This window comes from Mesorhizobium sp. M0500, from assembly GCF_040321165.1.
Lineage (GTDB): Bacteria > Pseudomonadota > Alphaproteobacteria > Rhizobiales > Rhizobiaceae > Mesorhizobium.
Genome location: NZ_JAMYRB010000004.1, coordinates 301,559 through 327,413, shown reverse-complemented (window position 1 = coordinate 327,413; position 25,855 = coordinate 301,559). Strand labels below are relative to the sequence as shown.

Genomic DNA, 25,855 nt, shown 5'->3' with positions numbered 1-25,855 from the left:
AGGGGGAGATGGCCGGCAGGCCAGAGGGGGGCGCCTCGCGCCTTTCGGACCTTATCCTACCTCCCCTCCGCCCTCGCCGCCTTCTCCAGCGCAGCCAACTGCGCCTCGTCCAGTGTCAGGAACCCCATAATATGCTGCACCACTTCGGCCCGCGCATTGCTGAGCGCGCTGTGCAGCTCGAAGCCGTTCGGCGTCTTGGTCTTGGCCAACCACTCGCCATAGGACGGGCGGCGGTAATAGCCGGTTGCGGCCGCCAGGTCGGCCAGCACGATCTCGCCGTCCTGGCCCGAGAACACCCTGAGATAGGCCTTGGCCAGCGCATCCCGCGCCTTGGCCGGGCCGCCGGCCTGGCTGGAATGGGCGAAGCGTTTGCCGCTCATGCGCCCTGCCCGCCCGAAGCATCTTGCACAGCCTGCGGCATCAGCCCGTCGAGCAGGCCGCCGTCGCGCGCCTGCACTGCCGCCGGCACGGCATCCCTGGCGACCTTGCCGGCGGCAGCCATCGCCGCCATGCCGGCCTGTTCAGCTTGAGCCTTGGCTCTGGCATCGCGGATGCCGGCCACCTCGTCCTGGCGGCGAAAAATGCGCTGCGGGCTGCGGCCGGCGCCCTGCACGATCTTCAGCGCCTCGTCGCCGTCGATATTGTCCATCACGCCGGGGTCGAACTGCGCCATCTGCATGGCTGTGGTGACCACCTGGATGGTGTCGCGCGCCTCGGCCGAGCGGCGCAGCACGTCGAGCGGACCGGTGAAGGTCGGCCGCAGCGCCTTGCCGGCGAGGCTCGCGGGTGGCAGGAAGCGGCTGTCTTCCTCGTAAAGTCCCTTGTCTTCCAGAATACCCAGCTCGCGGTCGAGATTGCTGGCAAAGCCGGCCTGGATGATCGAACCGGACGGCCCGAGCAGCGCGCCCTTCTCCTCCTGCCGGATCAAGGCTTCGGTCGCCGTCATCTGCGGGTTCTGCACCAGCGTCTGGAACAGGTTGACGAACATCATGTCGCGGATCTCCTCGGCCCGGCTGTCGGCATAATTGAACGCATAGGTCGGGTTCTGGCCGGTGGCGATCGGCGCGATCAGCGGCCGGCCGGCATCGTCGATGAGGCCGGGATAGTTCTCGCCGGGATTGAGCACCGGCACATAGTCGAGCCTGGCCTTGGAGGCGGTCGCCGGATCGGTGATCTGCTGCAGCGCGCGAAGGCCGGAGCGCCGCACCGCGTTCTCTTCGCGCACCGTCGTCAGTGCCTCGATGGTCGGCGAGATGCCGTACGGATCGCCTTCGTAGCGGCGCCAGTTGAAGCACGACACCGGGAACGAGCGAAACCCGCTTTCCCTGACGATCGCCTCCTCGTCCTCGATCACGTGATAGGAAGCGAACGCCGTATCGAGATACTGGTAGGAGCCGCTCAGACTGTACATCTTGCGCTCGTCGCGCGGCTGGACGCACTGGATCAGCGAGATTTTCGTCTCGCATTTGACGGGGTCGTCGACCAGAATCTTGATCCGCGCCGGCAGTCTGTCGTAGCCGAGCAATTGCGCCGCCTGCCGCGCCGTGCGCTCGTAGCGGCGGTGGAAGATGTCGACCTGGCCCCAGCGGTTGCGTGAGAGATAGCCTTCGACCACAGGGATCGAGGCATAGCGGATCAGCGTGCCGCCAAAACCTTCCTCGGCATAGAGATAGGCCGGGCCGTAGCGCACGACATTGCGCAGGCAAGCCTGCGTTGCCGGCACGAAATTGGAATTGGCGGAATAGCGCAGCGAGAACAGGAAGTCGCGCAGCGCTTCCGCCCATTCCTTTTCCTCGTCGGTCTCCTCGTCGTTGATGGCTGCAGTCGACAACCCATGCCATTTCTCCGACTGCGGAATGATCAGGCTTTCCAGCCCCGCGGCCAGCCGGTTGGCGGCCGAGTTGATGGTGTTGGCGTAGACGCGCGCACCGCGCCGCTCCTGCCGCTCAGCCTGCGAATCGACGCCGGCCTGGCGGCGGCCACTCCACATATCGGGCGCGTCGGGATCGCAGAATTCGGACACCGCCTCCCAGACATGCTCATACTGGCTGCGCTCGCTCTCCAGTTCAGCCTGTCGCGCCAGGATATCGCGGGCACGGGAATCGCTCATGGTCAGCCTCGCTTGATGAACTCAATGGGGAAAAGAAAGAAATGGCGGGACGCCGAGGCTGCCGATCTCCCCCCTCGAGGGGGAGATGTCCGGTAGGACAGAGGGGGTCGTCTCGCGTGGATCGGCGACCCCCTCTGTCGCCTTCGGCGACATCTCCCCCTCAAGGGGGAGATTGGAAGCGCCTTATTCCGCCGGCGTCGTCTCCAGCGCCGGGCTCCGCCCAAAGCGCTGCACCACGAAACGGCCCATCTTCTGGCCGGGTACTTCGATCAGCATGTAGGTGATCCAGGACAGCAGGCACACCACTGGCAAGACGACGACAGTGACGATCGCGAAGCGCAGCGGCGCCGACAGCTCGTGGCCGAACTGGGTGATGACCAGAGCCGCAACCGGCTGGAGAACCAGCAGATGGATCAGATAGATGCTGAAGGAAAGCTCACCCATCAAATGAAAGAACCTGTTGGCGAGCATCATGGCGATGTTTCTGGCCACGATACCCGCCATTCCCGGCAGCATGCGGTAGAGAACCAAGGCAAAGAACCCCAGGACGAGCGCTTCGCGCATCAACAGCTTGCTCAGCCCATAGCCGCCGCCGAACGGCAGCGCCGCCAGCAGCATGGCCAATGCCAGATGCACGAAGGGCCGCTTCTGCCTTTGATGGACGACGCCCGCCAGCAGCATCCCGCACAGGAAAATCTGCATCTTCAGCGGCAGGAACGACGGCATCGGAAAATGCACCGACAACTGCCCCATCAAGAACACCATCGCGCTGCCGGTCGCCGCGACCAGCATGGCCGCCCATAGCCAGTCAAGCCTGCGGACCAGCAGCATGATGGCCGGAAACAGTGCGTAGAACTGCATCTCCAAGCCCAGGCTCCAGTCCGGCAGCGGCGTGCGATAGGCGAAATTCGGCACCAGGCCGAACAGGAACAGCAGATGGGCGCCGATATTCTTCAGGCCGCTGTCGAGATAACGCTCGGGCGCCTGCGGCGACCGCAGCAGGAACTCGTCGATGACCATTCTCGACCCGTAGAGATAGGGGCCAAGCGCCAGGGCAACGAACAGCATGATGTAGAACAGCGGCGCTATCCTGAAATAGCGGCGGGTCCAGAATTTCAGCCAGGTTTCCGGCCTTTGCCAGGGCTCCTTGTCCTGTCGCAGCTGGTAGTGGAACACCATCAGGAAGCCGGACAGCATGATGAACAGATCGACGCCGAGATCCGGTTCGCCAAGAACAGGAATCTGCCAGCCGGTCAACAACAAGCAGTGCCCGATGAGCACCCAGATCGCGGCAAGCGCCCGAAGCCCGTCCAGGCACTCGATGCGCGATGACCGGGCTTCTGTCATGCCGAACTCCTCGATTGCCATGTTGCAATGCAGCATGGCGGCTGAGGGAGGAATGTCAACCGTGCGGAAGGAACACGATTTGCGCTGTGCTGTTACGGAAAAGGCGGAAGCTGCCTTGACCTTCTCCCCTTGTGGGAGAAGGTGGCCGAGCGAAGCTCGGTCGGATGAGGGGTGTTGGACCGATCGCTATTTTGCAGAGGTAAGCTCTTCAAATCGCTAAAGGTTTTTTCGCCTCATTCCTTCCAGCACCCCTCATCCGGCTCGGCGCTGCCGCACCGATCCACCTTCTCCCACAAGGGGAGAAGGAAGAGCCCTCATCCCGCCTCTCTTCTTCACCAACCGCGCATGCCGCCGCCAGTACCACCACGCCAGCACCCGGTTGCGGAACACTCTTCTCATGGCGCCCATGTCACACCCCCAGCAGCACGCGGCGCTGGCCGGTGAGCTCACTGGGCGACAAATCGGTCTTCACGGTTCCGGCGGTGCCGTCATTGGCCGCAAGCTGGGCCCGCAAAGCGGCTTCGCGCGCCTGCACGTCCTTGTCGGCAATGGTCGGCGTCGGCGGCAACGGCTTCAGCGCCGGCGGTTTTTGGAAGAGGCACATGGTTTTCTCCAAAGTGAGAGGCTCTTGTCCAGTCGTAGAGCAGAAAATCCTCGCCGTTCCGGCCATAGCCCGGCAGGCGGCAGCGTTGCGTTGCACCCAGCCGGGCAAGCCAGCGCAGCGCCAGTTGATTGGCGGCCAGCGCTCGCGCCTCGACCCGCCAGGCGCCGCGCGCCGCAACTTCAGGCCCGAGCACGGCATGAAAGAATTCCGTAATGCCAGGCACGCAGCGCCTCATGCGACGCGTGCCCCAGCTCCAGGCGATCCAAAGTCCGCTCCGCTGTTCGGCAGCGCCGAAGCCGGCCTCCGGATTGCCGTTTAGCTCGGCGACATAGGCAAAACCCTGCAGCGCCGTCAACGCCAGCAGCGCCGGCGACCAGTCGTCGAACTGGCAGTCGATCTCGGCCCGGTCCTCGGGCCGGAGGTTGGCAGCGATGTAGGAGAGATCGCGCAGCGTGGCGGGAATGATGCGGATTGTCATGCTCGGCGAACCTTACCGTCCACTGCGGCGCTAGAAGGCGGCGGTCGACCTTGCATGCGGTCCAGCATTTCAATCAGCCCGGCCTCGACCGAGCCAGCGAACTGGGTGCCAAGCCTCTATTTGTAAGCCACTGCTGCGCTTGCAGGTCCCGCCAACGGAATAATCTCGCAGCGACTAAACCCTGCCTCTTTGCACCACTCGGTGAACTGGGCGCCGGTGAAGTCAAACGCCTCGCCAAATTCGATCAGCATGTTCAGCGACATCATGAGACCGAAGCCGTTTTGCCTGCGTTCATCGTCGATGATGTTCTCGATGGCGACCAACGCGCCGCCGGTCGGCAATGCACGATAGGCCTTGGCGATCAGCATTTTCTTGTTCTCGAGATTCCAGTCGTGAAGGATCATTCCCATCGTGATGATGTCCGCCTTGGGGAATTCGTCCGCGAAGAAGTCGATCGTCTCGGCGATGACCCGGCCGCCGAGATTGCGCTCCCTCAAGCGCCGTTCGGCGATCGGCTGCACATCGGCGAGATCGCACGTCCGGCATTGCATGTGCGGATGCCGCGCCGCGACGATGGCCGAAAGCTGCCCGGTTGCGCCGCCTATATCGGCCAGCGTCTTATATTTGGAAAAGTCGAATTTCTCGGCAAACGCCGTGAAATTGCCCATGGAGATGCCGCTCATCGCGTCCATGAACTGCTCCAGGCGCGCCGGGTCCGCATAGAGCTCGCCGAACATCGACTTGCCTGTCTCCTTGATCTCGTTTTGAGGCTTTCCGGTTTGCAATGCCGGTGTGAGATCGCCCCAGAACCGATACAGTCGTGCGTTCGCCATCTCAAGGATTCCACCGATGTATTGGGGGCTCCGCTTGACCAGGAACAGCGCGGTCGATGGCGTATTGCCGTATTTGCCGGTTTCGCCGGCGCCGTCCCTCTGCAGCAATCCGAGCGCGACGAGGGTGTCGAGAAAATCATACGTTGCGCGCGGATGCAGCCCCATCGCGCCTTGCAGTTCGAGGCCCGTTTTGGGGCCGTCCGCAAGCAGCGAGAAGAGTCCCAGTTCCACGGCGCTCAACAATGTCTTGGCTGGCCAGAACCCAAAGCCAATTTGCAGTATGTGGTCTGGAGAAATTCCGTTTTGCATCTGATCCTCCCCTATCGGCGAATGCCCCCGTGAGGCCACGCCGATGCGTCCCTTGAGCGGGATCATTCGATGCTACACCACGTCCACGGACGTTCACTACAGTTTTCCAATCGGAGCCGGAGCGCATTGCCTCCCTCCCCGATTTTCCTCACCGAAACGCCCCCAGCGGATCGGCCTGCCCGGCCTTTCGCCGCGCGGCCTTGAACACCGCCGGGTCGACTGCCGCCTCCCTCAGCATCATCACGCCGTAGCGTGTCGCCGCCATCAAATCGTCGCGCAGCTTCACCACCTGGCCGTCCCTGCGGTGGTAGAGCCGGAATTCCTCGAACCAGGGCAAAAGCGTCGAGAACACCTTGAAGCGGCCTGATTGCATGCGGTCCAGCATGTCCATCAGCCCGGCCTCGACCGATACGGAACCGTCGGCGAACTGAGCATGGCTGGCGAGCATGTTCAGCCCACGTGCCGAATATTGCCTGGCAAGGGCGATGCCGGCACCTTCCAGCGTCTCGCGGCGGCCGTCGCGCGGCCATGCCCATGGCAGCCATTCGCCCCACGGTTTCAGCGTCAGCGCCTGCATGGCGGGCGTCTGCTGCGAAGCGCGGCAGGCTTTCGTGACATAGACGACATCGGCCTCCGTATCCCAGGCAAGCTCGACCGCCGCCGAGGGATGGTCCCAGCCGAAATCGAGCGCGCCGAGCCTTGGCCAGTAGCGCGGCAGCGGGAACGGCTCGCAGGCGATCAGCTCCTCGGCCACCGGAAAGATGCGGCCGGAGCCGAGCACCGGAATGCCCTTGGCCCGCGCCTCGCGCTCATGCGCCGGATAGGCGGCAATGATCTCGGCGCGCTGCTGCGGCGTATAATGTTCGGCATCGTCGATGGTCATGAAGGTGACGTGACGGGTCATTGTTCTCACCCTCGCGGCAGTGAATCGTGGTGGCAGGTGCGCGCTCCAACGCCCCGCCTCGCAGCTCCGTTTGCATCGCTCGGAACACCTGCCACGGAGCCGGTCGAAAAGTCGGGATCAGATCGCCCGACGTTTGATGCGCATGACTTTCGGCGCCTGTGCATCCATGAACATGTAGCACCGGCCTAGCAGCGCCTTTTTGCCAAAATCATCGAATACGTTCTGCCCGAGCGGCGTGAACAACACCTCGTCGGTCGTCAGTCCGTCCTGGTGGCGAGCCTCGATCTCTGGCCAATGCGCCTTGGCAATGTCGGTCAGCACGACGTTGAAGGCAGGATGATTGTAACTGACCAACAAATTGCCATCGTCCATATCGGACGGTTTCATGTCCGGGTGGTAGTTGTAGATCTCGGCAAGCGTCTGGATGGCTGCCAAGGATGCAGCGCCATCGGAAAGACCAGCCTCCGTCAGCACACAGGTGCCGTTTTCAAGGATGGCAAAGTCACGCTCCTGGTTGAAGTAGTAGCCAAAGCGCTCCTCGATGCGATCGATGGGCTGCGAAAACGATGGCCGCCATTTCGGAACGGGAGGAAAAGTTGCTGACATGCCGACGTTGCCTTCTGGTGATACGACAATTGACGAAAGGCCGCCGATCAACACCATTCGTCTATTCATAGTTGTGATCTCCCGCCCAATGTAGCCAGTCTAGTTCCGGATCATGGCTTGGCAACCGCGCTGGTCATGAAGGGGACGTGGCGGCTCATGCGAGATACCTTGCTGGAGCAAAACCGGGACGGCGCGCGACGAACACAGGCGGGCCGGCTAATGGCCCTGAAGTATCTTGATCAACTTACTTTCGTAGGTAGGTCGCGACAATCCATTTTTGTAATCCGCATACGTCATTCGTCCGCTCATCGCCGCATCAGTCCAGCGTTTGCAGTACACCTCTGGCAACGCTTCAACACTTGTGTTTATTATTCTAGCCCATTGTTTGCGGTAAGCTAGTGGCTTTGCCCCCAATCCCACCGCACACTGAGTCATAAAATCCTTTTTGAAAGCTGGACTTCTTTGTATTCCAGCGTTGATTGTGTTGAACCGGCTCTCAGTCACTACGCATCCTGAAAGCATTATTGCACCGATCACGACTAGCGACCGATAGTGATTTCCCACTGCCCACCCCTCCGTTACGGCTCTCATCCTCCGTCCAAATAACTACAATTTTGCTGCAAGAGAAGTGCTCCACACTTATTCCGTGCGCCACAGTCAGCTGGGATAATGATTGCGCCGGGCTGGCTTATTCAGCCGATTGCTTCCCCTTTCACCAATGAACTCGACCTGCTCAGCCGACAAGAACAGCAGCACCACATCGCTCATGCCGAGCAACGGCGTGAAGGTGACGATGGTGATGCCGCCGGTGGCGTTGGTACGGGTCAGCCCTTCGGAATAGATGTCGAGCGGCGGCTCCTCGTCGAACCAGACGCCGTGCAGCGTCTCGCCCTGCCATTTCTCGCGACCCTTCTCGTAGCTTTTGAACGACAGCACCGATTCGTCGGCCTGGGCATCGCCGCCGCCGCCCCAGCGCACCACGACGCTGTCGAGCGCGCCCGGCGCCCGCCCCGCCATCGTGCTGACGATGGCGTCGGCCGGGATCATGCCGGTGCCCCAGGCCGCCTGCTGCTGCGGCGGGCCGATCAGGATGCGCTGCGGGTTGTCGCGCGTGCTTTCGCCGGTGACGCCGGCCGCCCACATCCGAACCGGACAGTCGAAAACCTTGCCTTGCCACCAATCTGGATAGCGGCCGGTGAGGTGCATCGCCCATTCGGCGCCGCCGGCCCTGGTCTTGCCGAGCTGGTTGCCGGCCATGAACAGGCGCTCGCGATTGGTCGCGCCGGCTGCATGGAACTCGGCCTGCCTGGGATAGGGCCGATAGGCGGCAAGCTGGTTAGTGCGGCGCCTGCGGTCCAGCTCCGCCAGCAGGCTGAGATATTCTGTCCTTGCCGCCCGGGTCTGCGAGGCCTTTTGCGAAGCCCGGCTTCTCGAGGAACGGCCTAAGGACGGCTTCGAGGCCGCGGATGCGCTGCCTGATTTCGTCATCGCTCAATGCATCCAGATTGTTGATGTTGACATTAAGATCCTTGGGCAGCACCGACAGCACGAGCTTCAGATACTGATCGGGCTTTTCGACGCGCACCTCGGCGATGACGCCGGCGCCATGGGCGCGAAAATCGGCGCGGATCGCTTCGAGAAAGCCGTCGGCCAGCGTCTTCTTCGGCCGCCTGGTTCGGCCGAGCTTGCCGGGTGCTTGATCGTGCGGCTGCGGATCGCCGGCGGAAGGAGCCTTGGCCATGCCCTACTCCGCTGTCCCGGGGGACATCGGCTTCTTGTTGCCTGGCCGCACGATGCGCTTGCGCGGCCTGGCCTTCTTGCCGGCGCGTGCCGACTTCGGCTTCCGCGGCTGGCTTGCCGGTTTCGCATCAGTCGTCGTGCCGGGCCTCATCGCAGCGGCGTCGGGCAAGGCATTCAGCCTTGCCCTGAGAATTGCCACCGCGTTGCCGTCGAGTGCTCCCGACGGGAAGCCGAAGCCGCCGACCGCATCGACGCTACCGCCGCGCACCATGCCGATCCGCACGCCGGCGGCCACCTGCTCGAAGCGGCCATGGCGTGCATAGGGTGCGGCGCCGGCGAACTCGCCAATAGCGCTGACGACCTCGCGGCCGTCATCGTCGGTGATGATCGTGGCGTAACGGTTGGACATGGGGTGTTCTCTGAAATGGGCGCACGGGCGCGTTGGGAAATCTATGGACGATAGGTGGTTGCGGACCGGGATAGTCGGTCGCGTTCATTCGCGCCGACATGCCTCGGCAGCACACGCAACATTCGGTCGAACAGGAGCCCGAAATGAAAAACCCGCCTCGGCGGGCGGGTCGTTGGAGCCAATTGGCACCATACCCAAATTAGTAGCATAGCTGCCGGCACAAAGCAAGAACAAAATGTGGCACGGCGGCAGAAAAATGCGAATTCCGTTCAGCGCCTCGCCTTGTCCGCCTCCCGATTAACGTTCCAAGAAGACCGCTAGGCTGCATTCCTTCGCGCCCCTCTCTGTCCTGCCGGACATCTCCCCACTTGGGGGGAGATCGGCTTTCGCGCCGGCTTTCGCCAATCTCCAGCGTTGCAGGAAGAGCGCAGCGCCGAAACCGCCAATCTCCCCACGTGAGGGGGAGATGGCCGGCAGGCCAGAGGGGGGTACTGTCCCGGGCGCCGTCCCGCCGACTTCACAGCCGGCAACACAAGCAACGTTCGATCGAAAAGAGGCCTGAATGAAAAACCCGCCTCGGCGGGCGGGTCGTTGGAGCCAATTAGCACCATACGCAAATTAGTAGCATAGCTGCCGGCACAAAGCAAGAACAAAATGTGGCGCGGTGGAAGAAAATGCACTGACGACCTCGCACCCTCGTCGGTGAACGGCTGGAAGGAGGGGCGAAAAAGGCGGGCATTGCGTGAGACTTGCGTTGATGGGATGGTGGTTGCGCTTGAGGGGAACGCGTCATGGGCAATGTCACCAGTCACTACGGCAGCGACGGCATCGTCGATCGCATATTGGCCGCGATCCCGGACGCCGACCCGGCCGGAAAACTCGCGGCCGCGCAACTCTATCCATTCGATCAGCTCCATGGCCGCGAACTGATCGCCACGCGGGAGCATGCGGCCCGTCTTGCTCCTTCGCCGACAGATCGGATCCTGGATATCGGCAGTGGCATTGGCGGGCCGGCAAGGTTTCTGGCCTCGACCTATGGCTGCCAGGTCGACGGCATCGACCTGACACCAGCCTTTGTCGCCGCGTCGAGCCGACTGACCGCACTCAGCGGACTGGCAGACAAGATTCGCTTCCATCAGGCCGACGCAACGAAACTGCCTTTTGGCGACAGCACCTTCGATGCGGCGATCTGCTTCTATGTCGGCATGAACATCGAGAACAAGGCCGCGGTCATCGACGAGGCCTGGCGCGTGCTGAAACCGCGAGGCAGGCTGATCTGGACCGAAGCCGTGCTCGCCGGCGGCGAGCCCTACTATCCCATGCCCTGGGCGGTTTCTGCGGCGACCAGCCACCTCGCCGATCGGGAAAAATTGAAAACCCTGTTTGTCGATGCCGGATTTCGCATCGACGAAATCGTCGACGAAACCGGCGAACATGTTGAGCTGGCGCTGAAGAGGGCCAATTCCGGCGTCGTGCCCTCGCCGGCGCAGCAGCAGGCAAATGAAGTCGTCATGGGCGCGGAATTCCTGCAGCGCCGCCGCAACTACATCCGAAGCCTGAGTGACGGAAAACTCGCCTCGCTCGCCGTGATCGTCTCCAAACCGGCCTGAAACAAAAAACCCGCCTCGGCGGGCGGGTCGTTGGAGCCAATTGGCACCATAACCAAATTAGTAGCATAGCTGCCGGCACAAAGCAAGAACAAAATTCACCTGAGACGCGAAAAAATGTGAGAATACCCCTCGCCTGCTCGCTTTGGTGGCGCCGCGCGGACCATTTTGAATTCGGCCTCGTTCCTTCGACCGGCAATAGAAATTTTGCCCAGAACCGCTTATTGCATAGTCAATTCAATGCTTTGCTGCACGCGTTGGTTGAGGACGTGGAATCAAGGTGTCGACATGGAAGACGGTTCGAGCTCTCTGCTCGGCATTATTATCAGCTGGCTCCCGATGGTTCTGATGCTCGGGGTGTTCGGATATTTCGTCATGAAACTGGTGCGCGTTCAGCGCGGGTCAGTCGCGGCTCTCGAGATCATTGCGCAGAAGCTGAGCGACATCGATGCTCGCCTGGCCAAGAACCCTGCAGAGCCATCGCCACCCGACCGGTCGTAGACTGCCCCGCTGTCCCACACTGGATCGCAACACGCGCTGGCGCGTTTGAACCCTAGCCAATGGGAGCAAAAGCCATGAACGTCGCCAATCTGCAACTCGAAGGCCTGCTGATGGCCATCGCATCGATCAATCAGGTCCTGGTCCGCAAGGGCGTGCTCTCCGTCGAGGAGATAGACATCGCCTTGCGCAAGGCCGAAGCCAGCGAGACCAACGAGGAAAGGTCCGAAGGCATGTCGGCGTCGAGCCGCGACGCCGTCAACTTCCCGATCCGACTGCTGGAGTTGGCCAATCAATGTCAGCCGGAGACGGACATGCCGTCCTTTTCGAAACTGGCGCGCATGGTCGGTCAGATCAAGGAACCTTACAACGACCAGATGTGACACCGCGATCGGAGCTGACGCGGCGATACCAGCTTTGCCGCGCCGGGGCGGCAAGACTGCTGGCGGCGCCTGCTAGCGGCCCTGCAGGATCTTGATCAACTTGCTGCTGTCGGCCCCCGGCGAGGAAAGCCTGCGGTAGTCCGCGTAAGTCAGCCTGCCATTTGCAACGGCATTAAAGAGCCGGTTACAAAAGGCGCTGTCGTATTTTGCGACACTGACATTCATGATTGCTGCGTAAGTCTTTCTTTCGTTGAGCGGCGTGGATCTCTCGCGTGCAATGCATTCGTTGATCGCCACGCGCTTGGTGACAGGGCTGCCTTCAAGCGTGGTATGCATCGTGTTGAATTCGCCTTCGGTCAAGGTAGTGCAGCCGGCAAGCAGAGACGTGCCGATCATGGCGGCAGCAAAACGCGTGGCGATGTTCATGAATTCCCCCTCAAGACCCGTGTCTTGCTTAGCCCGCCGAAAGTTGGAAGTACAGAGGGAATGCAGGCGCATCTACAAAAAGCATAAACCTCGAACGCTCGTACTTTAGCTGTCGCTTTTATTGCGCGCGACCTGCGGATGGCCGGAATGACGGTACCCGGCCGCTCTCGATCGTCACGACGATGCTGGTGCGGATCGTGCTGCCGATCTGGCCCTGGTCGCGGTCATAGACCCGACCGCCATTGTCGCAGCCACCCTTCTGAGCGCCTTTACGAGAACGCCGCCTCCGAGATTGGGGATCACCCCCTGCCAAGCCTCAGCGCCAGGACCCTGCCCGGCCCATGCACGGCGGCAAACAGCAGCCCGGCCAGGAAAGTGAAGTGATCGACGAAGAAGCCGAACTCCGCCTGGTTGCCGGCCCAGTGCGACGGCCCGTGGAAGGCAAAGCCGAGGAACAGCACATAGGCGCCGGCGACGAGTGCTGCCCATGAGAAGAAGGCGCCGGTCAGGAAGCATAGAACGAGGACGACCTCGAGCAGGGCTGCGCACCAGGCCAGGAACAGCGGGAACGGAAACCCGGCCGCCGCGATATAGCCGGCGGTGGCGCCGATATCGATGAATTTGAAAATCACGGCCATCAGGAAGACGGCGGCGAAGATCAGGCGGGCGATAAGGATTGCCGCGGTCTGCCACGGCGACTGAACGGATGATTGAGCGGTTTCCAAGGTCATGATGTCCTCCCAAGAGTTACGATGGTTGTGCCCCAAGGACGCACCACCAGCCGCAAGCCCGACATCATCCCCCGAAAAACCTGCAGGATACAAGCGCGGCACCAAAGTGGCGCCTTCCCTTCTCCCCTTGTGGGAGAAGGTGTCGCCGAAGGCGACGGATGAGGGGTGCTCCAGCTTGGCGCCGGCGGCACTCCGTCCAACACTCCTCATCCGTCTCGGCGCTGCGCGCCGATCCACCTTCTCCCACAAGGGGAGAAGGAAGGTTGTACTACCCCACCTTGACCCCCGGCTTGCTGATCGGCTCCCGTACCGTTCCATACTGGCTGCCCCAGCGGTCGGTCATCGCCCAGCGTATGTCCCAGAGTTCCGGGAAGAAGCGGTGGCGGGCGCCGGCTTCCAGCAATTCGACCGGCCGGCCCTTCAGCGATTTCGCGCCGAGGCCGATCGTGCGGTGGATGAGATAGAGGTGGTTGGCGCGGAATTTCTGGAACAGCTCGTCGAACTCGATCAGCGCTTCGGCAACGACATAGCTGTCGCCGTGATCGTAGCCGGTATCGTAGACATCCTCGACCGAAAGGCCGCGGTCGTCGAGGTACGACGCCTTGAAGGCCCGCCACAGATCGGGCGGCAGGCGCAGCAGCTGCTTGAAACCCGGCGATTCCTGGCCGCTGCCATTGCCGAGCTGCAGCCGGATCTGCTGGTACTCCTTGGGCGACATGGTTTCGAGCAGGTCGAGCTGCGCCGTCATCAGCCGCATCAGCCGATGCACGCGCCCCATCAGCGTGACGATGCGATGCGTGTCCTGCTTTTCCAGGAAATCGACGACATCGACCAGCGTATAGGCGATGAGCTTCATCCACAGCTCCTCGACCTGATGAACGATCTGGAACTGCAGCTCGTCGGCATTCACCATCTCGGCCAGCGGCTTCTGGCAGGCAAGCAGCCTGTCGCATTTGAGGTAGACGCCATAGTCGCGCATCTCAGGCGTTTCGATGCGGGCGTAGTAATCCTGCTTGTCCATGGCCATGCTCCTTGCCGCGGCCGTTGGGCCGCAGGCGTTTGTTGGATCCCAGCCCGAGTCTAATCGCTTTCTTGCCGAACATTGTCCCTTTCTGTTATTCGATTGGCGGGAAACGAAGGACGAAAATTGTCACTGAAGCAGATTGGAAGAACGAATGATGCTGGATGCGGTCGACCGGAAGATCGTCGCGGCGCTCGAACGCGAGGCCCGCATCTCCTTTGCCGCGCTCGCCGATGAGGTCGGCTTGAGCAAGACGCCGTGCTGGAAGCGGGTCAAGGCGCTTGAGGACGCCGGCGTCATCCGCGGCTACTCGACCCGGATCGACCCGGCCAAGCTCGGCTTCGGCATCGAAGCCTTCATCCAGGTGTCGATCGATTTCGAGCTATCGGACGCCTTCGAGGCGGCGGTCAAAAAGCATCCGCTGATCCGCCGCTGCCACGCCACGACTGGCGAGGCCGACTATCTCCTGCAGATCGTCACCGTCGACATGATGGCGCTCGACAGGATGCTGCGCGAGGAGCTCAGCCGGCTGCCCGGCGTGCGGCGCACGATCACCTCGATGGCGATGCGCGAGATCAAGGGCGGCATCTCGTTCGCCAATGCCGTCGGGCATACGCAGACCAAGCGATAGACCGGTCAGGCCCTGGTCATCAATTCGCGTCCCAGCCGCTTCGGTTGCTCGGCGCGCAGAACCACATTTGTCGTCACCGTGCCGTAGTGGCCGATGCTGTCGACGATGCTTTCAAGATCGGGCGGTGACGGGACCACGACCTTGACCAGAAAACAATCCTCGCCGGTCACCCGCAGCACCTCGACCACCTCCGGCAATTGGGCGAACTTCTTCAGGCAGGCCTGGATATGCTCATGCGTGGTGCGCAGGCGGATGACCGCCATGGTGCCGAGCCCGAGCGCTGCCGAATTGATCACCGCCTTGTAACCGGTGATGACGCCACGCTCCTCCAGCCGCTTCACCCGTTCCGAGGTGGCGGGCTGGGACAGTCCGACGCGGCGGCCAAGCTCGGAGATGCCGATGCGGCCATCCTCCTGCATGATCTCAATGATCGCCAGATCGGTGGGGTCGAGCCTTGGCCGATAATCGCCGTTCCGCATGATCGCCTTTAATCCATCGGATTTCGTCGCTGCTTTCCGATGATCTCTCATTCCGCCACCTGGGAGAAGACCTAGAATTGCACGCGCTGCATCAGGAAAGAAGGGCTTCGCATGACCGACTTCATCATTGTGCCGGGCATCGGCGGATCGGGCAAAGCCCACTGGCAGACACGTTGGCAGCAGGCAAACCCGGCGATGCGGCGGTTCAACCCGGCGAGTTGGGACGCGCCGGACCTCGACGACTGGGTGGCTGCGCTGGAAACCGCTGTATGCCAGGCAAGGACACCGCCGGTGCTCGTCGCCCATAGCCTCGGCTGTCTGCTCGTCGTACACTGGCAGCGGATCTCCCCCCGCTCTATCGGCGGCGCGTTGCTGGTCGCGGTTCCGGACCCTGCGTCGCCGGCCTTCCCCTCCTCTGCCCGGGCCTTCGCCGACGCACCGCAACAACGGCTTCGCTTTCCGTCGCTGATTGTCGCCAGCACCAACGATCCCTACGGCTCGCTGGACTATGCCAGGGCGAAATCCGAGCGATGGGGCAGCGATCTCCATATCGCCGGACCGCTTGGCCACATCAATGGCGACAGCGGGCTCGGCGACTGGCCGGCGGGAATGGAGCTGCTGACAGCTTTTCTAAGTCAAACGCAGGCAATCGCCCGAGGCGCCGTGCTTCAGCCGTAACCGCACCAGGACGGCTATCGCGCCGCCGCCCTGATCTGGTTTGCGCCGCGCCTCAGTTCGATGCTGCGGCAGGCGTGCTGAGTTCGAGGAACGGTACGGTCGAGCCCGGGATCATCGACTTCGGCAATTCGCCGTTCCATCTCTCCGCCTTGGTCAGTTCGACCAGCAGCGGATTGTTGGCGATTGCGGCGGCGCGAGCCTTGATGGCGCCCGCGGTCGCATCGCCTTCGACCCTGGTCTTGTAGGCGCTGGCCTCGGCTTCGGCCTTGACGCTGTCGGCGCGGCCCTTGGCCTGGGTGACGGCGATATCGGCCTTGATCTTTTCCTGCTGCAGGTTCTGTTCCTGCTTCTGCACCTCGACCTGCGCCGTCATCCTGGCTTCGACCGCCTGCTCGTAGGCGTCGGAGAAGTCGATGTTCTCGACCTGCACGCTGTCTATCATCACCGGGCCGTCGGTTACCGCCGCGATGGCGTCGGCGACGTCCTTGTTGAACTTCGCCCGGTTCTGGATAACCGACACCGCGTCGTACTGGCCGAACACCGTCTTGATCTCCTGCGGTGCTTTCCTGGCAATGACACGGTCGGCCAGTGCCTCGATCGATCCATAATTGGTGTAGACGTTGCTGACTTCGGCGGCCGGCACGTGGAAGTTGACGGTAACGCGCATGTCGGCCGGCTGCTGGTCGCGCGAATAGGCCTGCATGGCCGGCAGGCCGCTGCAATCGTTCTGGTTTTCGCAGCCCCATTTGAGCACCTGCTGGCGCAAGCTGATCTTCTCGACGCGCTGCAGCCACGGCAGCTTGAAATGCAGTCCGGGATCGACGACCGAACTCAGCGCCCCGTTGGTCAAGAGCACGCCGCGGTCGCCCTGGTCGATCGTGTACCAGGACCCCAGGAGCGCAAAGACGCCGAGCGCCACGATGACGAGTGCGATCAGGCCGGAACCGATCGACCCCGATGCCATCCCCGGCTTGCCCTGCGGACGGCTTGAATTGCCTTGCGTTTCGGTCATCACCCCACCCCAACCTGATTGCCCGTGCTGCTTTTGCCCACAATAGTGGCGGCATTGCAATCCTCTGGATATGGAAGGACCTTCGCGCCAGCCGGCCGGACCGGCGGGGTGGTTCAGGCGGTCCAGGGCAATTCCCTACGCCGGAATTGCTTTACGGCACCTGTGTAATGCTGCCGCTGCCTCGGACCTCCGAACGCCGCATGGTCGGGTGCCCGTAGACGTCGACGTCACCGCTGCCGGAAATCGTGACATCCGCATCCGCCTGTGCGGTAATCTCTGCGTCGCCACTGCCGCGAATCTCGATCCGAGCGGATTGGGCGATAAGATTCCTGAGCCGGCCGGTGCCCGAACCGCGGATCTCCAGATCGACCGTCTGGGCGGTTCCGGTTGCGGTAACGCTGCCGCTGCCGCGGATGTTCAGCCGCAACCCGGGCTGATTGATCTGCGACAGGGCAAGGTCGCCGCTGCCGACCACTTTCCAGTCTGAAATTGCCGGCCCCGACACCCTGACATCGAGCCGGGATGCGAACCAGCCCGGTTCGCAATCCAAAGTGAGTCTGCTGCCTTCCATCCGCACATGGTCGATCAGGGTCGACTTGCCGCTGACGACGGCCTCAGCCTTGTCACCCGGCTGATAACGGACTGATGCTGGCAAAGCGATCGCGAAACTGCCGTCGTTGCGGAACGGCAGCGTAACCTCTTTTCTAGTCGATGTGGTTGCTCCGCAGGTTGATTGTCCGCCAATCCATGAACCCCCGGCGTTGATCCAGTCCGGCCCGGCTAGCCCGATGCCCACGGCCAGGAAGAGCGCGGCGCCGGCCAGTCCGGCCGCCGCGACGAATGCCAGTTTTCCAGTCATGGTCCGTTTCCTTCAACGTGATGACAAATTGCGAGCTTGGCACCGCTCAAGCCTGGTTGCGGTCCGGCTGGGTCAGACGGGAATGCATCCGTGCATAGCGCCCGAAGACCTGTATGCCCGCGCTCGAGCCCAGCAACAGCAGGGCGCCGCCGCCGAGGAAACCGCACACCAGTCCGGCGCCGATGAAGACGCGGCCAAGCGTCGCCGTGAGCGTGGCGCCGGGCTCGAACAGCAGCGTGGTGAGAATGATCTTGATGCCCAGCGCACCGATGGCGACAAGCGTGATGCCAAGGCCGAGCGCAAGCACGACCGCGGTGATGAGCAGCGGCAGCAGGAAGACGACGTCGACGAAGGCAAGGCCGGCAAGCGCGAACGTCGCCGCCAACATGTTCGATACGCTCCAATGCGTTTCAAAACGGCGCAGCCCAGCTTCGGCGCGGAGTTCGCGGGCAAGCCTGGCCGGGTCACCCAGGGCCGCGGCGACGTCCGCTTCGCTGCGGCCCGAGGCATCGGCGAAATGGGCGGCGTAGTCGCCAATGATATCCTCGATCTCCTGAGGCGGCAGGCCGGCGAGCTCCAGTCTCAATTTACGCAGGAAGGCATCCCTGGTCATGGCAAATCCTCAAGAAGTTTGTCGACCGCGCCCGCGAGCGAGCGCCAGTCGCGGCGATGGGCTTCGAAAGCGTGCCGGCCGAGCGGCGTGAGCCGGTAATATTTGCGCGGCGGCCCGCTGCTCGACTCGACGATGCGGGTGGCGACGAGGCCGTCATTCTGCATCCGCCGCATCAGCGGATAAATCGTGCCTTCTCCCATGTTCACAGCGGCGACCAGCGTGCTGGCGATCTCGTAGCCATAGCTTTCGCCCCGCGACAGCACGGCCAGGACGCACAGCTCGAGAGCGCCTTTTCGCAACTGCACCTGGATCGATTCGGTCATGCGCAACGTCCAAAATTCAAGGGGTGTATATAACACGCTACCTGTTTATGCAAGGTAGTTGTTGGCAGCTCGCCGTCAGGCTAGGCGGACAATGGAGATCGGCTTTGAAGCCGCTTGTCTGTTTGGCGCAGTTCCGGACGGAAGACCGCCGACACTTTCCTGGAACCGCCCTGGTTTCCGGAACCGCCCTAGCGGATTTCCCCTGCAGCCGCCGCAGCGGGCTGGGACGCGTTGCCTGGCGTCTCCTTCTGCCGTTCGGCATCGCTTTTGCGCTTCGGGCAATCCTCGTAATTGTGGTCGCGCCCGCCGCAGTAGGAGCAGCATTGTGCCGGCGCGTCGGGGCGAAGCATTGTTGGCATGCACAAGAATGCACTAAAACCCGACAGATTGCGAAGCCTTCGGCGCCGGCAAGGTCGATTTCACCACGGAACCGCTGGCGGCGCCTGAAAGTTATCTGCTCATTGCAACCGGAGCACAGGACATGGCCGACGACCAGAACCGCTACGAGACCGGCGCGAGGAAATATCCGGCAAAGACGAGCCCCGACGCGGCCGACGAATTCTCGCAGGATGCGGCCGGCAACAAGCCGCCTCCCGGCGGCATGGGATTGACCAGGCCGGCTGACGATTTCGACGACAAGACCCGGCATTCGGAGGGCCAGAACCCGCCGCGCACAGCGATCCGGCCAGACGGCAAGGCTACCGCCAAGAAGCCCGGCAAGGACGCAAGACGATGAACGTCGCCAATCTCCAGCTCGAAGGATTGATGATGGCGATCGCGGCCGTCAACAACGCGCTGGTCCACAAGGGCCTGCTGTCGGTCGACGAGGTCGACATGGCGTTGCGCCGCGCCGAGGCGGCGATGACCAGCGACGAGCGTCTCTATGAAGACATGTCGCCATCCAACCGCGACGCCGTCTGCTTTCCGCTCAGGCTGCTGCAGGCGGCCAACAATGCCCAGGGTGAAACCGGCGTACCGTCCTTTGCCGAACTGGCCAGGATGGTCGGCCGGACCAAGGAGCCCTATAACGACCAGATGTGATGGAGGACGCCATGGCCGACGACAAATCCAAGACCAAGCAGGATCGCAAACTGGTCTCAGGCGAAGAGCCTTACGAGGTCGCTGCCTTTGCCCGCAAATACGGCATACCGCAAAGCGAGGCCGCGACCATCATCAAGCGTTACGGCCCCTCGAGGAGGAAGCTCGACGCGCATATGGCGAGCCGCAACGCCTGATCCAATTCTGGCGGCGGCCGCCTTCATGCCGGAAGCGTCGCTGCCCTGCCGCCTTGTCGAGAGTATCGGCACCGTCAGCCGTGACCTGTCGGGTTCGCCCCTGTGGGATTCAACGCCTGGTTTTGACAGCCGCGGAATACTCGCGCGGCGCAACAACTCATTTACCTCGACGCTGTACCAGTCCGGTGAGCAAAGCCGGGGGTCGGATGCAGGAACAATTATTGCGCTACGAATGTGTCATGGAGCCGAACGGCCGTTGGATGGTGTGGGACATCGTTCACGATCTGCCGGCGCAATTTTCGGAAATCGCGCTGATCGGCCTGAGCCGTCGTGAAGCGGTTTCGCTCTGCCGGCTGCTCAACGAGACGAGCCGTTCCGAGACGCGGCAGAGCCGGGCCTCCTGAGAAGCGCGTGCGTCTCAGGCCTGCCCAGGCTAAGAGGATTTTACATGCGATCGACAATATTCGGTCTGGTCCTGCTGCTGCCGGCCGCCGCCCTGGCGGAGCCGATCGAGACCCAGAAGATCATCACGGCGGCGACCGGCGACTGGAACGGCGACGGCGCCGCCGATCTGGCGATGATCGTCGAGACCGAGCCCGGCTCTCCCATGGACCTGTATTTTTTCCTCAAAGATCGCAATGACGATTTTCTAAAACCTGCCGGGATCGTGCATGATCAGATTGACGGGGAATGGAAGGATTACGACCGGCCGGGCCCCGCCACATCCGACACCGAGCCCGAACTCACTACGCTCCCCAACGGTTCGATCAAGCTCTATATTCCGGCGATGGAGATCGGCAGCGAGCGGACCAACAAGACGCTGACGCTCGCCTGGCGCAACGGCACGTTCGTCGTCGCCGGTTTTGCCTACGAGTATTGGGATTACATGGACGACAATGTTGCCGGCGACTGCGACTACAATGTGCTGACCGGCAAGGGCAAAAGCAGCAAGAAGCTGGCGGACGGCACCACCAGGCAAGCGACCGTATCGGTCGAAGGCAAGGTCATCCCATTCGCGGAGTGGACCCCGGGCACTGGCTTCAGCGTTTGCGGAGAGTGAGAGGTTTCGGTTGCCTCACTGCAGCGGCGGCTTCCACAGCAGGCTGTTGCGATCGGCGGACTTGACGCGCAGCCAGGTTTCGCGGCCATCGCGCAGCACCCGGAGCGGGATCTCGGCACCCGCCGGGCCGCTCTTCCAAAGCTTGCGATAAAAATCGGCAAGCCCATCGACCGCCGTGTCGCGGACATCCGAGATGACATCGCCTTGGCGAAGGCCCGCCTGGGCGGCTGGACCGCCCTCGGCGACGCTCATCACCACGACCTTGCCGTCGCTCTCGGCCGAGAAGGCGCCGAGCCACGGCCGCGGCGGCCTGGCGACCTGCCCGCGCGTCAGCAGATCGTCGAGGATGGGCGGCAGAAGATCGATCGGCACCACCATGTTGATGTCGGCGACCTCGCCGTTGCGGCTCATCTGCAGGCGCAGCGAACCGATGCCGAGCAGCCTGCCATCCGCGCCGATGAGGCCGGCGCCGCCCCATGAGGGGTGAGCCGGCGCCGTGAAGATCGCCTCGTCGAGCAGATATTCCCAATAGCCGGCGAATTCCTGCTTGGTGACGATCCGCGCCCGCACGGAGCGGCCGACGCCGTCGGCGAGCACGACGGGATCGCCGATCTTGGCCCTGGACGCATCGCCGAGCGCAATGGCGGGCAGCCCGAGCGGCGCCAGCGCCTGCACCAGGCCGAAGCCCGACTCCTGGTCGTAGGCGAGCGCATGGGCGGGAACCACGCGCCCGTCCTGGTCGGCCAGCCAGACCTCCTCGGCCTCAGTGATGAGATAGCCGATGGTGAGTACCAGCCCGTCGCCGCGGATGACCACGCCACTGCCCTCGCGGCGGGTGCCAAGTGTATTTGCCGTGAAGGCGTCCTCTGGCACGGTGGCGCGGACGGCCACAATGGATCGCAAAAGGGGTTCGATATTCATGCTTTGGTTCCTGGCAATGTTCGCAGGCTGATATGGGCTATAGGTATGGCGCAGGTGATCAGGCGCAAGAGGCGGCGCCGGCTTTGGCGTGGACCGGCGCCGCGCCGTTCGCGCCGGGGTTTTGCAACAGCGCCGGCAGCCCTATCTGTACCTACGGCTATCCCAAGCTGCCCTATGCAAAGTTCCTCCGCCATTGCCCACGTTGATATCTGATATCCTCCCAACCCAACCCTTCCAAAGGCCTCCCAAATGAACGACTACGCAACGGACCAATACACGCCGCCAAAAGTCTGGACCTGGAACAAGGCAAATGGCGGCGCTTTCGCCAGCATCAACCGGCCGATCGCCGGCCCGACACATGACAAGCAACTGCCGGTCGGCAAGCATCCGCTGCAGCTTTATTCGCTGGCGACACCGAACGGCGTCAAGGTGACGATCATGCTGGAGGAACTTCTGGCGCTCGGCCACAGCGGCGCCGAGTACGACGCCTGGCTTATCAGGATCAACGACGGCGACCAGTTCGGCAGCGGCTTCGTCGAGGTCAACCCCAACTCGAAGATCCCGGCCATGATGGATCGCAGTGGGAAAAAGCCGGTCCGCATCTTCGAATCCGGATCGATCCTGCTCTACCTCGCCGAAAAATTCGGCGAATTCCTGCCGACGGAGCGGCCGGCTCGCGCCGAGACCCTGTCATGGCTGTTCTGGCAGATGGGCTCGGCGCCCTATCTCGGTGGCGGCTTCGGCCATTTCTACGCCTATGCGCCGACGAAGATCGAATATGCCATCGACCGCTTCGCCATGGAAACCAAGCGGCAGATGGACGTGCTCGACCGACGCCTCGCCGAAAGCGAGTATTTAGGCGGCAGCGACTATACGATTGCCGACATTGCGGTGTGGCCCTGGTATGGCGGGCTGGCCAAGGGCCGTATGTATGACGATTCCGGCGAGTTCCTGCAGGTGGAGCAATACAAGAACGTGCAACGCTGGGCCGACGCCATCGACGCGCGGCCGGCGGTCAAGCGCGGCCGCATGGTCAACCGCACCTTCGGCGAGCCTTCGATGCAGCTGCACGAGCGCCATGACGCCAGCGATTTCGAGACCAAGACGCAAGACAAGCTCGCGGCGGCCAAAAGCTAAGCGGACGACGCGCCGATCTCCCGCCTTGTAGGGGAGATCGGCAGCTTCGGCCGACTGCTCAAGCTCGCCTTCACCGCCGCCATCCACAGCCGGTCGATGTTGGCCAGGAATTTCTCGTCGAGTTTGTCGAGGTGCTTCCAGTACATGCCGTCCTCGAAGAGATAGCCGAGTTCCTTCTCGATCCTGTCGGCCTCCTCCGCCTGATCGAGCCGCAGGCCGGCAAGCATCTCGGCCTTCATTTCCGAAAGCTGCGAGGAAGAAAGCGCGCCGAGTTCATCGAGCGTCAGCCGCGGGAAGATCAGCCGGCTGCGCGGCAGGTCGGATAGGTTGACGCACAGGCAGCCGCGCCGAAGCGCATGGATGAGCAGGCGGGCCGACTTCGCCTCGAGGTTGCGCAGGGTGACGTCGTTGCGCAGCGGATCGGCGCGGCCGACGCCGTAAAAATGCGTGTTGCCGGGCTGGTCGTAGATCATGTCGCAGCCAAGGAATGCCAGCACGTCCGGCTTCTGACTGTGGATCGTCCAGTAGGCCGCCGTCATCGACATGGTGCCGCCGGCATAGACGAAGCCGCCAAAGCTGTTTTGCGCCGGCACGTAATGCGAGGCGCTGAAGATCTGCGCCTGCTGCAGGGGACCGCCTTGCGGCATCCGCTCCGCCGGGAAATCGCCGGCATGGACGAGGAAATCCCAGTCGGGGCGCACGCGCCAGGCGTTGTTGATGGCGACGATCTTGCCGAAGGCCTGCTTGGGCCAGGCGGCGGAGCGCACCACATCGGGGGCGCTACCGATCAGCAAGATCACGTTTGGCGTTCCGTCGATCACCACAACCCTCTCGACCGGCCGAAATGCATCTCGATGACGCCCGGTTGAACGGCTTTATAGCCTCAATGGCCCATCGAAAACACCAGCCGGATTTAAGCTGGCATCAACAAAAGGCAGCTTGCCAGCCGGTTGTAAAATGTGGCCTTAGGCACCGTCCTACAAGCAGCAGGCAGGTTTTCCCGCTAGCCCAAAAACGACGATATGAGTTGGGCGATATATATTAGTTGACTAAACTAGCGGAACGTCCAATGCACATTCCCAGAACCGAACATGTCCTGTCTAGACCATGATATCTATATGGGACATTACTACATAAGCTGAACGCGACCTCGACGGTTCGGCGGCACAGCCCTCAGACGCCGCGGCTTTGCCTCCGCGCTTTTCGCCCCGGATCCGTAGATCAACCGGACGACGAACAGGAAATATCCAACCTGCATGACGATCAAGGTCAAGATCGTCCAGGCCAGCGTCTTCCAGATTGAACCCGTCGCAAGGTAAGTCGAGATCGCCACGATGGACGATGTGGTGGTCAGCCCCACCAGGAACTGTGGAAAGTTCATGATTTTTCTGCGCCGCCCCGGAACTCGCTACAGCCGGGACGAACTCCCCTAACCCATTACCCCGCACCAACATTTCCACCATTTTAGCAATTGCGCAAGCACCAAATAGAACAGCAGTTAACGCATGCTTCCGTGATCAAGGGCTGCATGTCAGGTCACCAAGGTGGGCTGGCTTGGACGGCGGCTGCGCGTCCCCTCCTCCCCAACCAGCTCTCCATACCCCCTCACCGCCCCATCAAGCCCACGTATTCGCCACGTCTCCCCTTCCCGTGCCTCAAGATGGGACGGGCCGAGCGGGACTTTCCCTCCGCCGTCCGGCAGGTCCAGCACGTAGACGGGATTGCAGATGCCCGACAGGCGCGCACGCAAGGCGCTGACCAGCGCCTGGCCCTCGGCGATCGTGGTGCGCCGGTGCGCCATGCCGCGCACGAGATCGCCGTGGTGCAGGTAATAGGGTTTGACGCCAAGGCGATACATCAGCTCGCGGCACAGCTCTTCCAGCACCTCGACCGTATCGTTCACGCCTTTCAGCAGAACGCTCTGGTTCAGCAGCACGAAGCCGCCCTGCCGCAACGTGCGGCAGGCCCGCTCGGTCGCCTCCGTGATTTCGCGTGGATGGTTGAAATGGGTGACGACAGTGACCATCAGCCGGCCCTGCAAGGCTTGCATCAACCCGCCGGTGACGCGCGACGGCAGCGCGACGGGTACGCGAGTGTGGATGCGCAACAGCCGCACATGCTGGATCGCCTCGACACGGGCGCGGATTTCCGCCAGCGCCCTGTCCGGCAGCGATAGCGGGTCGCCGCCGGTCAGGATCACCTCGCGGATTTCCGGATGGGCCGCGATATAGGCGAAGGCTTCGTCGAGAGCTTCGCGCGTATAGCCGCGGCCGATCGACGTCAGCTGCTCCTTGCGAAAGCAGAACCGGCAATAGACCGCGCATTGATAGGTCGGGAACAACAGAACCCGGTCGGCATGTCGATGCGTCAATCTAGGCACGGGACTGAAGGCGTGGTCGGCGATCGGATCGTCGAGTTCGCCCTCCTGCTCTGCCAGTTCGTCGGGCGACGGGATGACCTGAAGCCGTATCGGATCGGCGGGGTCGTTCCAGTCGATCAGGTCGAGATAGGCCTTGGGAATGCGAACCTTGTGGCGCGTGGCCGCGGCTTCGGCCGCCGCCCGCTCGGCTGGCGACAGCGGCAGCGAATCCAGATCGCCTACATGCCGCACGCCCTCGCGAACATCGTCCCGCCATGCGGCATCCGCCTCGCGAGCGCGCCGGTCATCGGCTGCCACGCCGGCCGCATCGACCGCCATGCTGGCGTCGGGGATGTCGGGATGTGAGGTCATCGCAGGCTCCTTGAATTTCGGGCCGGGGTACAGCATTGGAGCCAGGACTTGAAGGCAATAAGCGGTGTTTGGCCGGGTTGGAGGGCGCGGCAGGAAGCCACAACCGGCCACTGATCAGAACAATCGTCCAACATCGCTGACGCAAAACATTAGCTTGCTCTTATATTAGC

Annotated in this window: 32 protein-coding genes and 1 pseudogene; 11 read left to right on the top strand and 22 right to left on the bottom strand. The window is 62.5% G+C overall.

Annotated features, from left to right (window positions below; all coding sequences use genetic code 11):
• Window positions 1–56: 56 nt before the first annotated feature.
• The 10 genes and pseudogenes from NKI70_RS11095 to NKI70_RS11050 form a co-directional block, all read right to left on the bottom strand.
• On the bottom strand, window positions 57–380 hold the full coding sequence (locus NKI70_RS11095; RefSeq protein ID WP_352699840.1) for a Bbp19 family protein: 324 nt from the start codon (window positions 378–380) through the stop codon (window positions 57–59).
• Window positions 377–2,110 (bottom strand): portal protein, encoded by a 1,734-nt coding sequence (locus NKI70_RS11090; protein WP_352699838.1) that lies wholly within the window; start codon window positions 2,108–2,110, stop codon window positions 377–379. Before NKI70_RS11090 ends, NKI70_RS11095 begins: the two co-directional genes overlap by 4 nt.
• Before the next feature lie 183 nt (window positions 2,111–2,293).
• Complete coding sequence (locus tag NKI70_RS11085) at window positions 2,294–3,457, bottom strand: acyltransferase family protein (protein ID WP_352699836.1); 1,164 nt, start codon at window positions 3,455–3,457, stop codon at window positions 2,294–2,296.
• Between the two features lie 488 nt (window positions 3,458–3,945).
• Complete coding sequence (locus NKI70_RS11080) at window positions 3,946–4,539, bottom strand: hypothetical protein (protein WP_352724584.1); 594 nt, start codon at window positions 4,537–4,539, stop codon at window positions 3,946–3,948.
• Between the two features lie 116 nt (window positions 4,540–4,655).
• A complete protein-coding gene (locus tag NKI70_RS11075; protein ID WP_352724583.1) occupies window positions 4,656–5,747 on the bottom strand; it encodes a methyltransferase in 1,092 nt (363 codons plus the stop codon).
• Window positions 5,748–5,829: 82 nt separating this feature from the next.
• A complete protein-coding gene (locus tag NKI70_RS11070) occupies window positions 5,830–6,585 on the bottom strand; it encodes a phage terminase large subunit family protein (RefSeq protein WP_352724582.1) in 756 nt (251 codons plus the stop codon).
• Between the two features lie 117 nt (window positions 6,586–6,702).
• The gene (locus tag NKI70_RS11065) at window positions 6,703–7,248 is read right to left on the bottom strand and encodes a hypothetical protein (RefSeq protein ID WP_352571339.1); all 546 of its coding nucleotides are present in this window, start codon (window positions 7,246–7,248) and stop codon (window positions 6,703–6,705) included.
• A 684-nt stretch (window positions 7,249–7,932) separates the two neighbouring features.
• Window positions 7,933–8,550 (bottom strand): annotated as a pseudogene (locus NKI70_RS11060) (terminase large subunit domain-containing protein); the annotation flags it as partial.
• A complete protein-coding gene (locus tag NKI70_RS11055; protein WP_352645407.1) occupies window positions 8,528–8,932 on the bottom strand; it encodes a hypothetical protein in 405 nt (134 codons plus the stop codon). The gene NKI70_RS11055 and the pseudogene NKI70_RS11060, both read right to left, overlap by 23 nt.
• A gap of 3 nt (window positions 8,933–8,935) precedes the next feature.
• Window positions 8,936–9,340, bottom strand: coding sequence for a hypothetical protein (locus tag NKI70_RS11050; protein ID WP_352645409.1), 405 nt, complete (start codon window positions 9,338–9,340; stop codon window positions 8,936–8,938).
• A gap of 791 nt (window positions 9,341–10,131) precedes the next feature.
• Between NKI70_RS11050 and NKI70_RS11045 the strand changes: the two genes are divergently transcribed.
• The 3 genes from NKI70_RS11045 (at window position 10,132) to NKI70_RS11035 (ending at window position 11,828) form a co-directional block, all read left to right on the top strand.
• Complete coding sequence (locus NKI70_RS11045; protein ID WP_352645411.1) at window positions 10,132–10,950, top strand: class I SAM-dependent methyltransferase; 819 nt, start codon at window positions 10,132–10,134, stop codon at window positions 10,948–10,950.
• 285 nt (window positions 10,951–11,235) lie between these two features.
• The gene (locus tag NKI70_RS11040; RefSeq protein ID WP_352594205.1) at window positions 11,236–11,448 is read left to right on the top strand and encodes a hypothetical protein; all 213 of its coding nucleotides are present in this window, start codon (window positions 11,236–11,238) and stop codon (window positions 11,446–11,448) included.
• A gap of 74 nt (window positions 11,449–11,522) precedes the next feature.
• Window positions 11,523–11,828, top strand: a complete 306-nt coding sequence (locus tag NKI70_RS11035; RefSeq protein WP_023675713.1) for a hypothetical protein — start codon at window positions 11,523–11,525, stop codon at window positions 11,826–11,828.
• Window positions 11,829–11,900: 72 nt separating this feature from the next.
• Here the strand turns inward: NKI70_RS11035 and NKI70_RS11030 are convergent, their stop codons facing one another.
• The 3 genes from NKI70_RS11030 to NKI70_RS11020 form a co-directional block, all read right to left on the bottom strand.
• Window positions 11,901–12,254 carry a hypothetical protein gene (locus NKI70_RS11030; protein WP_352465355.1) on the bottom strand — a complete coding sequence of 118 codons (354 nt, stop codon included), beginning with the start codon at window positions 12,252–12,254 and terminating at the stop codon, window positions 11,901–11,903.
• Window positions 12,255–12,553: 299 nt separating this feature from the next.
• Window positions 12,554–12,985 carry a DoxX family protein gene (locus NKI70_RS11025; RefSeq protein ID WP_352594206.1) on the bottom strand — a complete coding sequence of 144 codons (432 nt, stop codon included), beginning with the start codon at window positions 12,983–12,985 and terminating at the stop codon, window positions 12,554–12,556.
• A gap of 268 nt (window positions 12,986–13,253) precedes the next feature.
• The gene (locus tag NKI70_RS11020) at window positions 13,254–14,006 is read right to left on the bottom strand and encodes a tryptophan 2,3-dioxygenase family protein (RefSeq protein WP_352472085.1); all 753 of its coding nucleotides are present in this window, start codon (window positions 14,004–14,006) and stop codon (window positions 13,254–13,256) included.
• A 154-nt stretch (window positions 14,007–14,160) separates the two neighbouring features.
• On the opposite strand from NKI70_RS11020, the gene NKI70_RS11015 reads away from it, so the two are divergent.
• Window positions 14,161–14,637 (top strand): Lrp/AsnC family transcriptional regulator, encoded by a 477-nt coding sequence (locus NKI70_RS11015; protein WP_245274655.1) that lies wholly within the window; start codon window positions 14,161–14,163, stop codon window positions 14,635–14,637.
• Between the two features lie 5 nt (window positions 14,638–14,642).
• On the opposite strand, the gene NKI70_RS11010 is transcribed toward NKI70_RS11015, so the two are convergent.
• Window positions 14,643–15,116, bottom strand: a complete 474-nt coding sequence (locus NKI70_RS11010; protein WP_352453704.1) for an Lrp/AsnC family transcriptional regulator — start codon at window positions 15,114–15,116, stop codon at window positions 14,643–14,645.
• A gap of 111 nt (window positions 15,117–15,227) precedes the next feature.
• Here NKI70_RS11010 and NKI70_RS11005 point away from each other — a divergent pair, with 111 nt between their 5' ends.
• Entirely contained in the window at window positions 15,228–15,794 is a 567-nt protein-coding gene (locus NKI70_RS11005; protein WP_352638128.1) for an RBBP9/YdeN family alpha/beta hydrolase, read from the top strand.
• A 52-nt stretch (window positions 15,795–15,846) separates the two neighbouring features.
• Here the strand turns inward: NKI70_RS11005 and NKI70_RS11000 are convergent, their stop codons facing one another.
• From NKI70_RS11000 to NKI70_RS10985, 4 genes are all read right to left on the bottom strand, one after another.
• The gene (locus NKI70_RS11000) at window positions 15,847–16,806 is read right to left on the bottom strand and encodes a prohibitin family protein (RefSeq protein WP_352571346.1); all 960 of its coding nucleotides are present in this window, start codon (window positions 16,804–16,806) and stop codon (window positions 15,847–15,849) included.
• 151 nt (window positions 16,807–16,957) lie between these two features.
• Entirely contained in the window at window positions 16,958–17,665 is a 708-nt protein-coding gene (locus tag NKI70_RS10995; RefSeq protein ID WP_352699823.1) for a GIN domain-containing protein, read from the bottom strand.
• A gap of 46 nt (window positions 17,666–17,711) precedes the next feature.
• Window positions 17,712–18,278, bottom strand: coding sequence for a DUF1700 domain-containing protein (locus NKI70_RS10990; RefSeq protein ID WP_352699821.1), 567 nt, complete (start codon window positions 18,276–18,278; stop codon window positions 17,712–17,714).
• Window positions 18,275–18,601 carry a PadR family transcriptional regulator gene (locus NKI70_RS10985; RefSeq protein WP_352699819.1) on the bottom strand — a complete coding sequence of 109 codons (327 nt, stop codon included), beginning with the start codon at window positions 18,599–18,601 and terminating at the stop codon, window positions 18,275–18,277. The genes NKI70_RS10990 and NKI70_RS10985 overlap by 4 nt, the downstream gene beginning before the upstream one ends.
• Before the next feature lie 481 nt (window positions 18,602–19,082).
• Here NKI70_RS10985 and NKI70_RS10980 point away from each other — a divergent pair, with 481 nt between their 5' ends.
• From NKI70_RS10980 to NKI70_RS10960, 5 genes are all read left to right on the top strand, one after another.
• On the top strand, window positions 19,083–19,337 hold the full coding sequence (locus NKI70_RS10980) for a hypothetical protein (protein WP_023675704.1): 255 nt from the start codon (window positions 19,083–19,085) through the stop codon (window positions 19,335–19,337).
• Window positions 19,334–19,642: a hypothetical protein gene (locus NKI70_RS10975; protein ID WP_023675703.1), complete on the top strand. Its 309-nt coding sequence runs from the start codon at window positions 19,334–19,336 to the stop codon at window positions 19,640–19,642. Before NKI70_RS10980 ends, NKI70_RS10975 begins: the two co-directional genes overlap by 4 nt.
• 11 nt (window positions 19,643–19,653) lie before the next feature.
• Complete coding sequence (locus NKI70_RS10970; protein ID WP_023675702.1) at window positions 19,654–19,836, top strand: DUF3606 domain-containing protein; 183 nt, start codon at window positions 19,654–19,656, stop codon at window positions 19,834–19,836.
• 221 nt (window positions 19,837–20,057) lie between these two features.
• Entirely contained in the window at window positions 20,058–20,240 is a 183-nt protein-coding gene (locus NKI70_RS10965; RefSeq protein ID WP_245274654.1) for a hypothetical protein, read from the top strand.
• A gap of 44 nt (window positions 20,241–20,284) precedes the next feature.
• Window positions 20,285–20,896 (top strand): hypothetical protein, encoded by a 612-nt coding sequence (locus NKI70_RS10960; RefSeq protein WP_352724581.1) that lies wholly within the window; start codon window positions 20,285–20,287, stop codon window positions 20,894–20,896.
• Between the two features lie 15 nt (window positions 20,897–20,911).
• Here the strand turns inward: NKI70_RS10960 and NKI70_RS10955 are convergent, their stop codons facing one another.
• Window positions 20,912–21,817 carry a S1C family serine protease gene (locus tag NKI70_RS10955; protein WP_023675699.1) on the bottom strand — a complete coding sequence of 302 codons (906 nt, stop codon included), beginning with the start codon at window positions 21,815–21,817 and terminating at the stop codon, window positions 20,912–20,914.
• A 249-nt stretch (window positions 21,818–22,066) separates the two neighbouring features.
• Here NKI70_RS10955 and yghU point away from each other — a divergent pair, with 249 nt between their 5' ends.
• A complete protein-coding gene (gene yghU / locus NKI70_RS10950) occupies window positions 22,067–22,954 on the top strand; it encodes a glutathione-dependent disulfide-bond oxidoreductase (RefSeq protein ID WP_352699815.1) in 888 nt (295 codons plus the stop codon).
• On the opposite strand, the gene NKI70_RS10945 is transcribed toward yghU, so the two are convergent.
• From NKI70_RS10945 to NKI70_RS10935, 3 genes are all read right to left on the bottom strand, one after another.
• Complete coding sequence (locus NKI70_RS10945) at window positions 22,951–23,754, bottom strand: hypothetical protein (protein ID WP_352571352.1); 804 nt, start codon at window positions 23,752–23,754, stop codon at window positions 22,951–22,953. The genes yghU and NKI70_RS10945 overlap by 4 nt on opposite strands.
• A 329-nt stretch (window positions 23,755–24,083) precedes the next feature.
• On the bottom strand, window positions 24,084–24,335 hold the full coding sequence (locus NKI70_RS10940; RefSeq protein ID WP_023675695.1) for an exopolysaccharide production repressor protein: 252 nt from the start codon (window positions 24,333–24,335) through the stop codon (window positions 24,084–24,086).
• 150 nt (window positions 24,336–24,485) lie between these two features.
• Window positions 24,486–25,652 carry a KamA family radical SAM protein gene (locus NKI70_RS10935; protein ID WP_502896728.1) on the bottom strand — a complete coding sequence of 389 codons (1,167 nt, stop codon included), beginning with the start codon at window positions 25,650–25,652 and terminating at the stop codon, window positions 24,486–24,488.
• Between the last annotated feature and the right edge of the window lie 203 nt (window positions 25,653–25,855).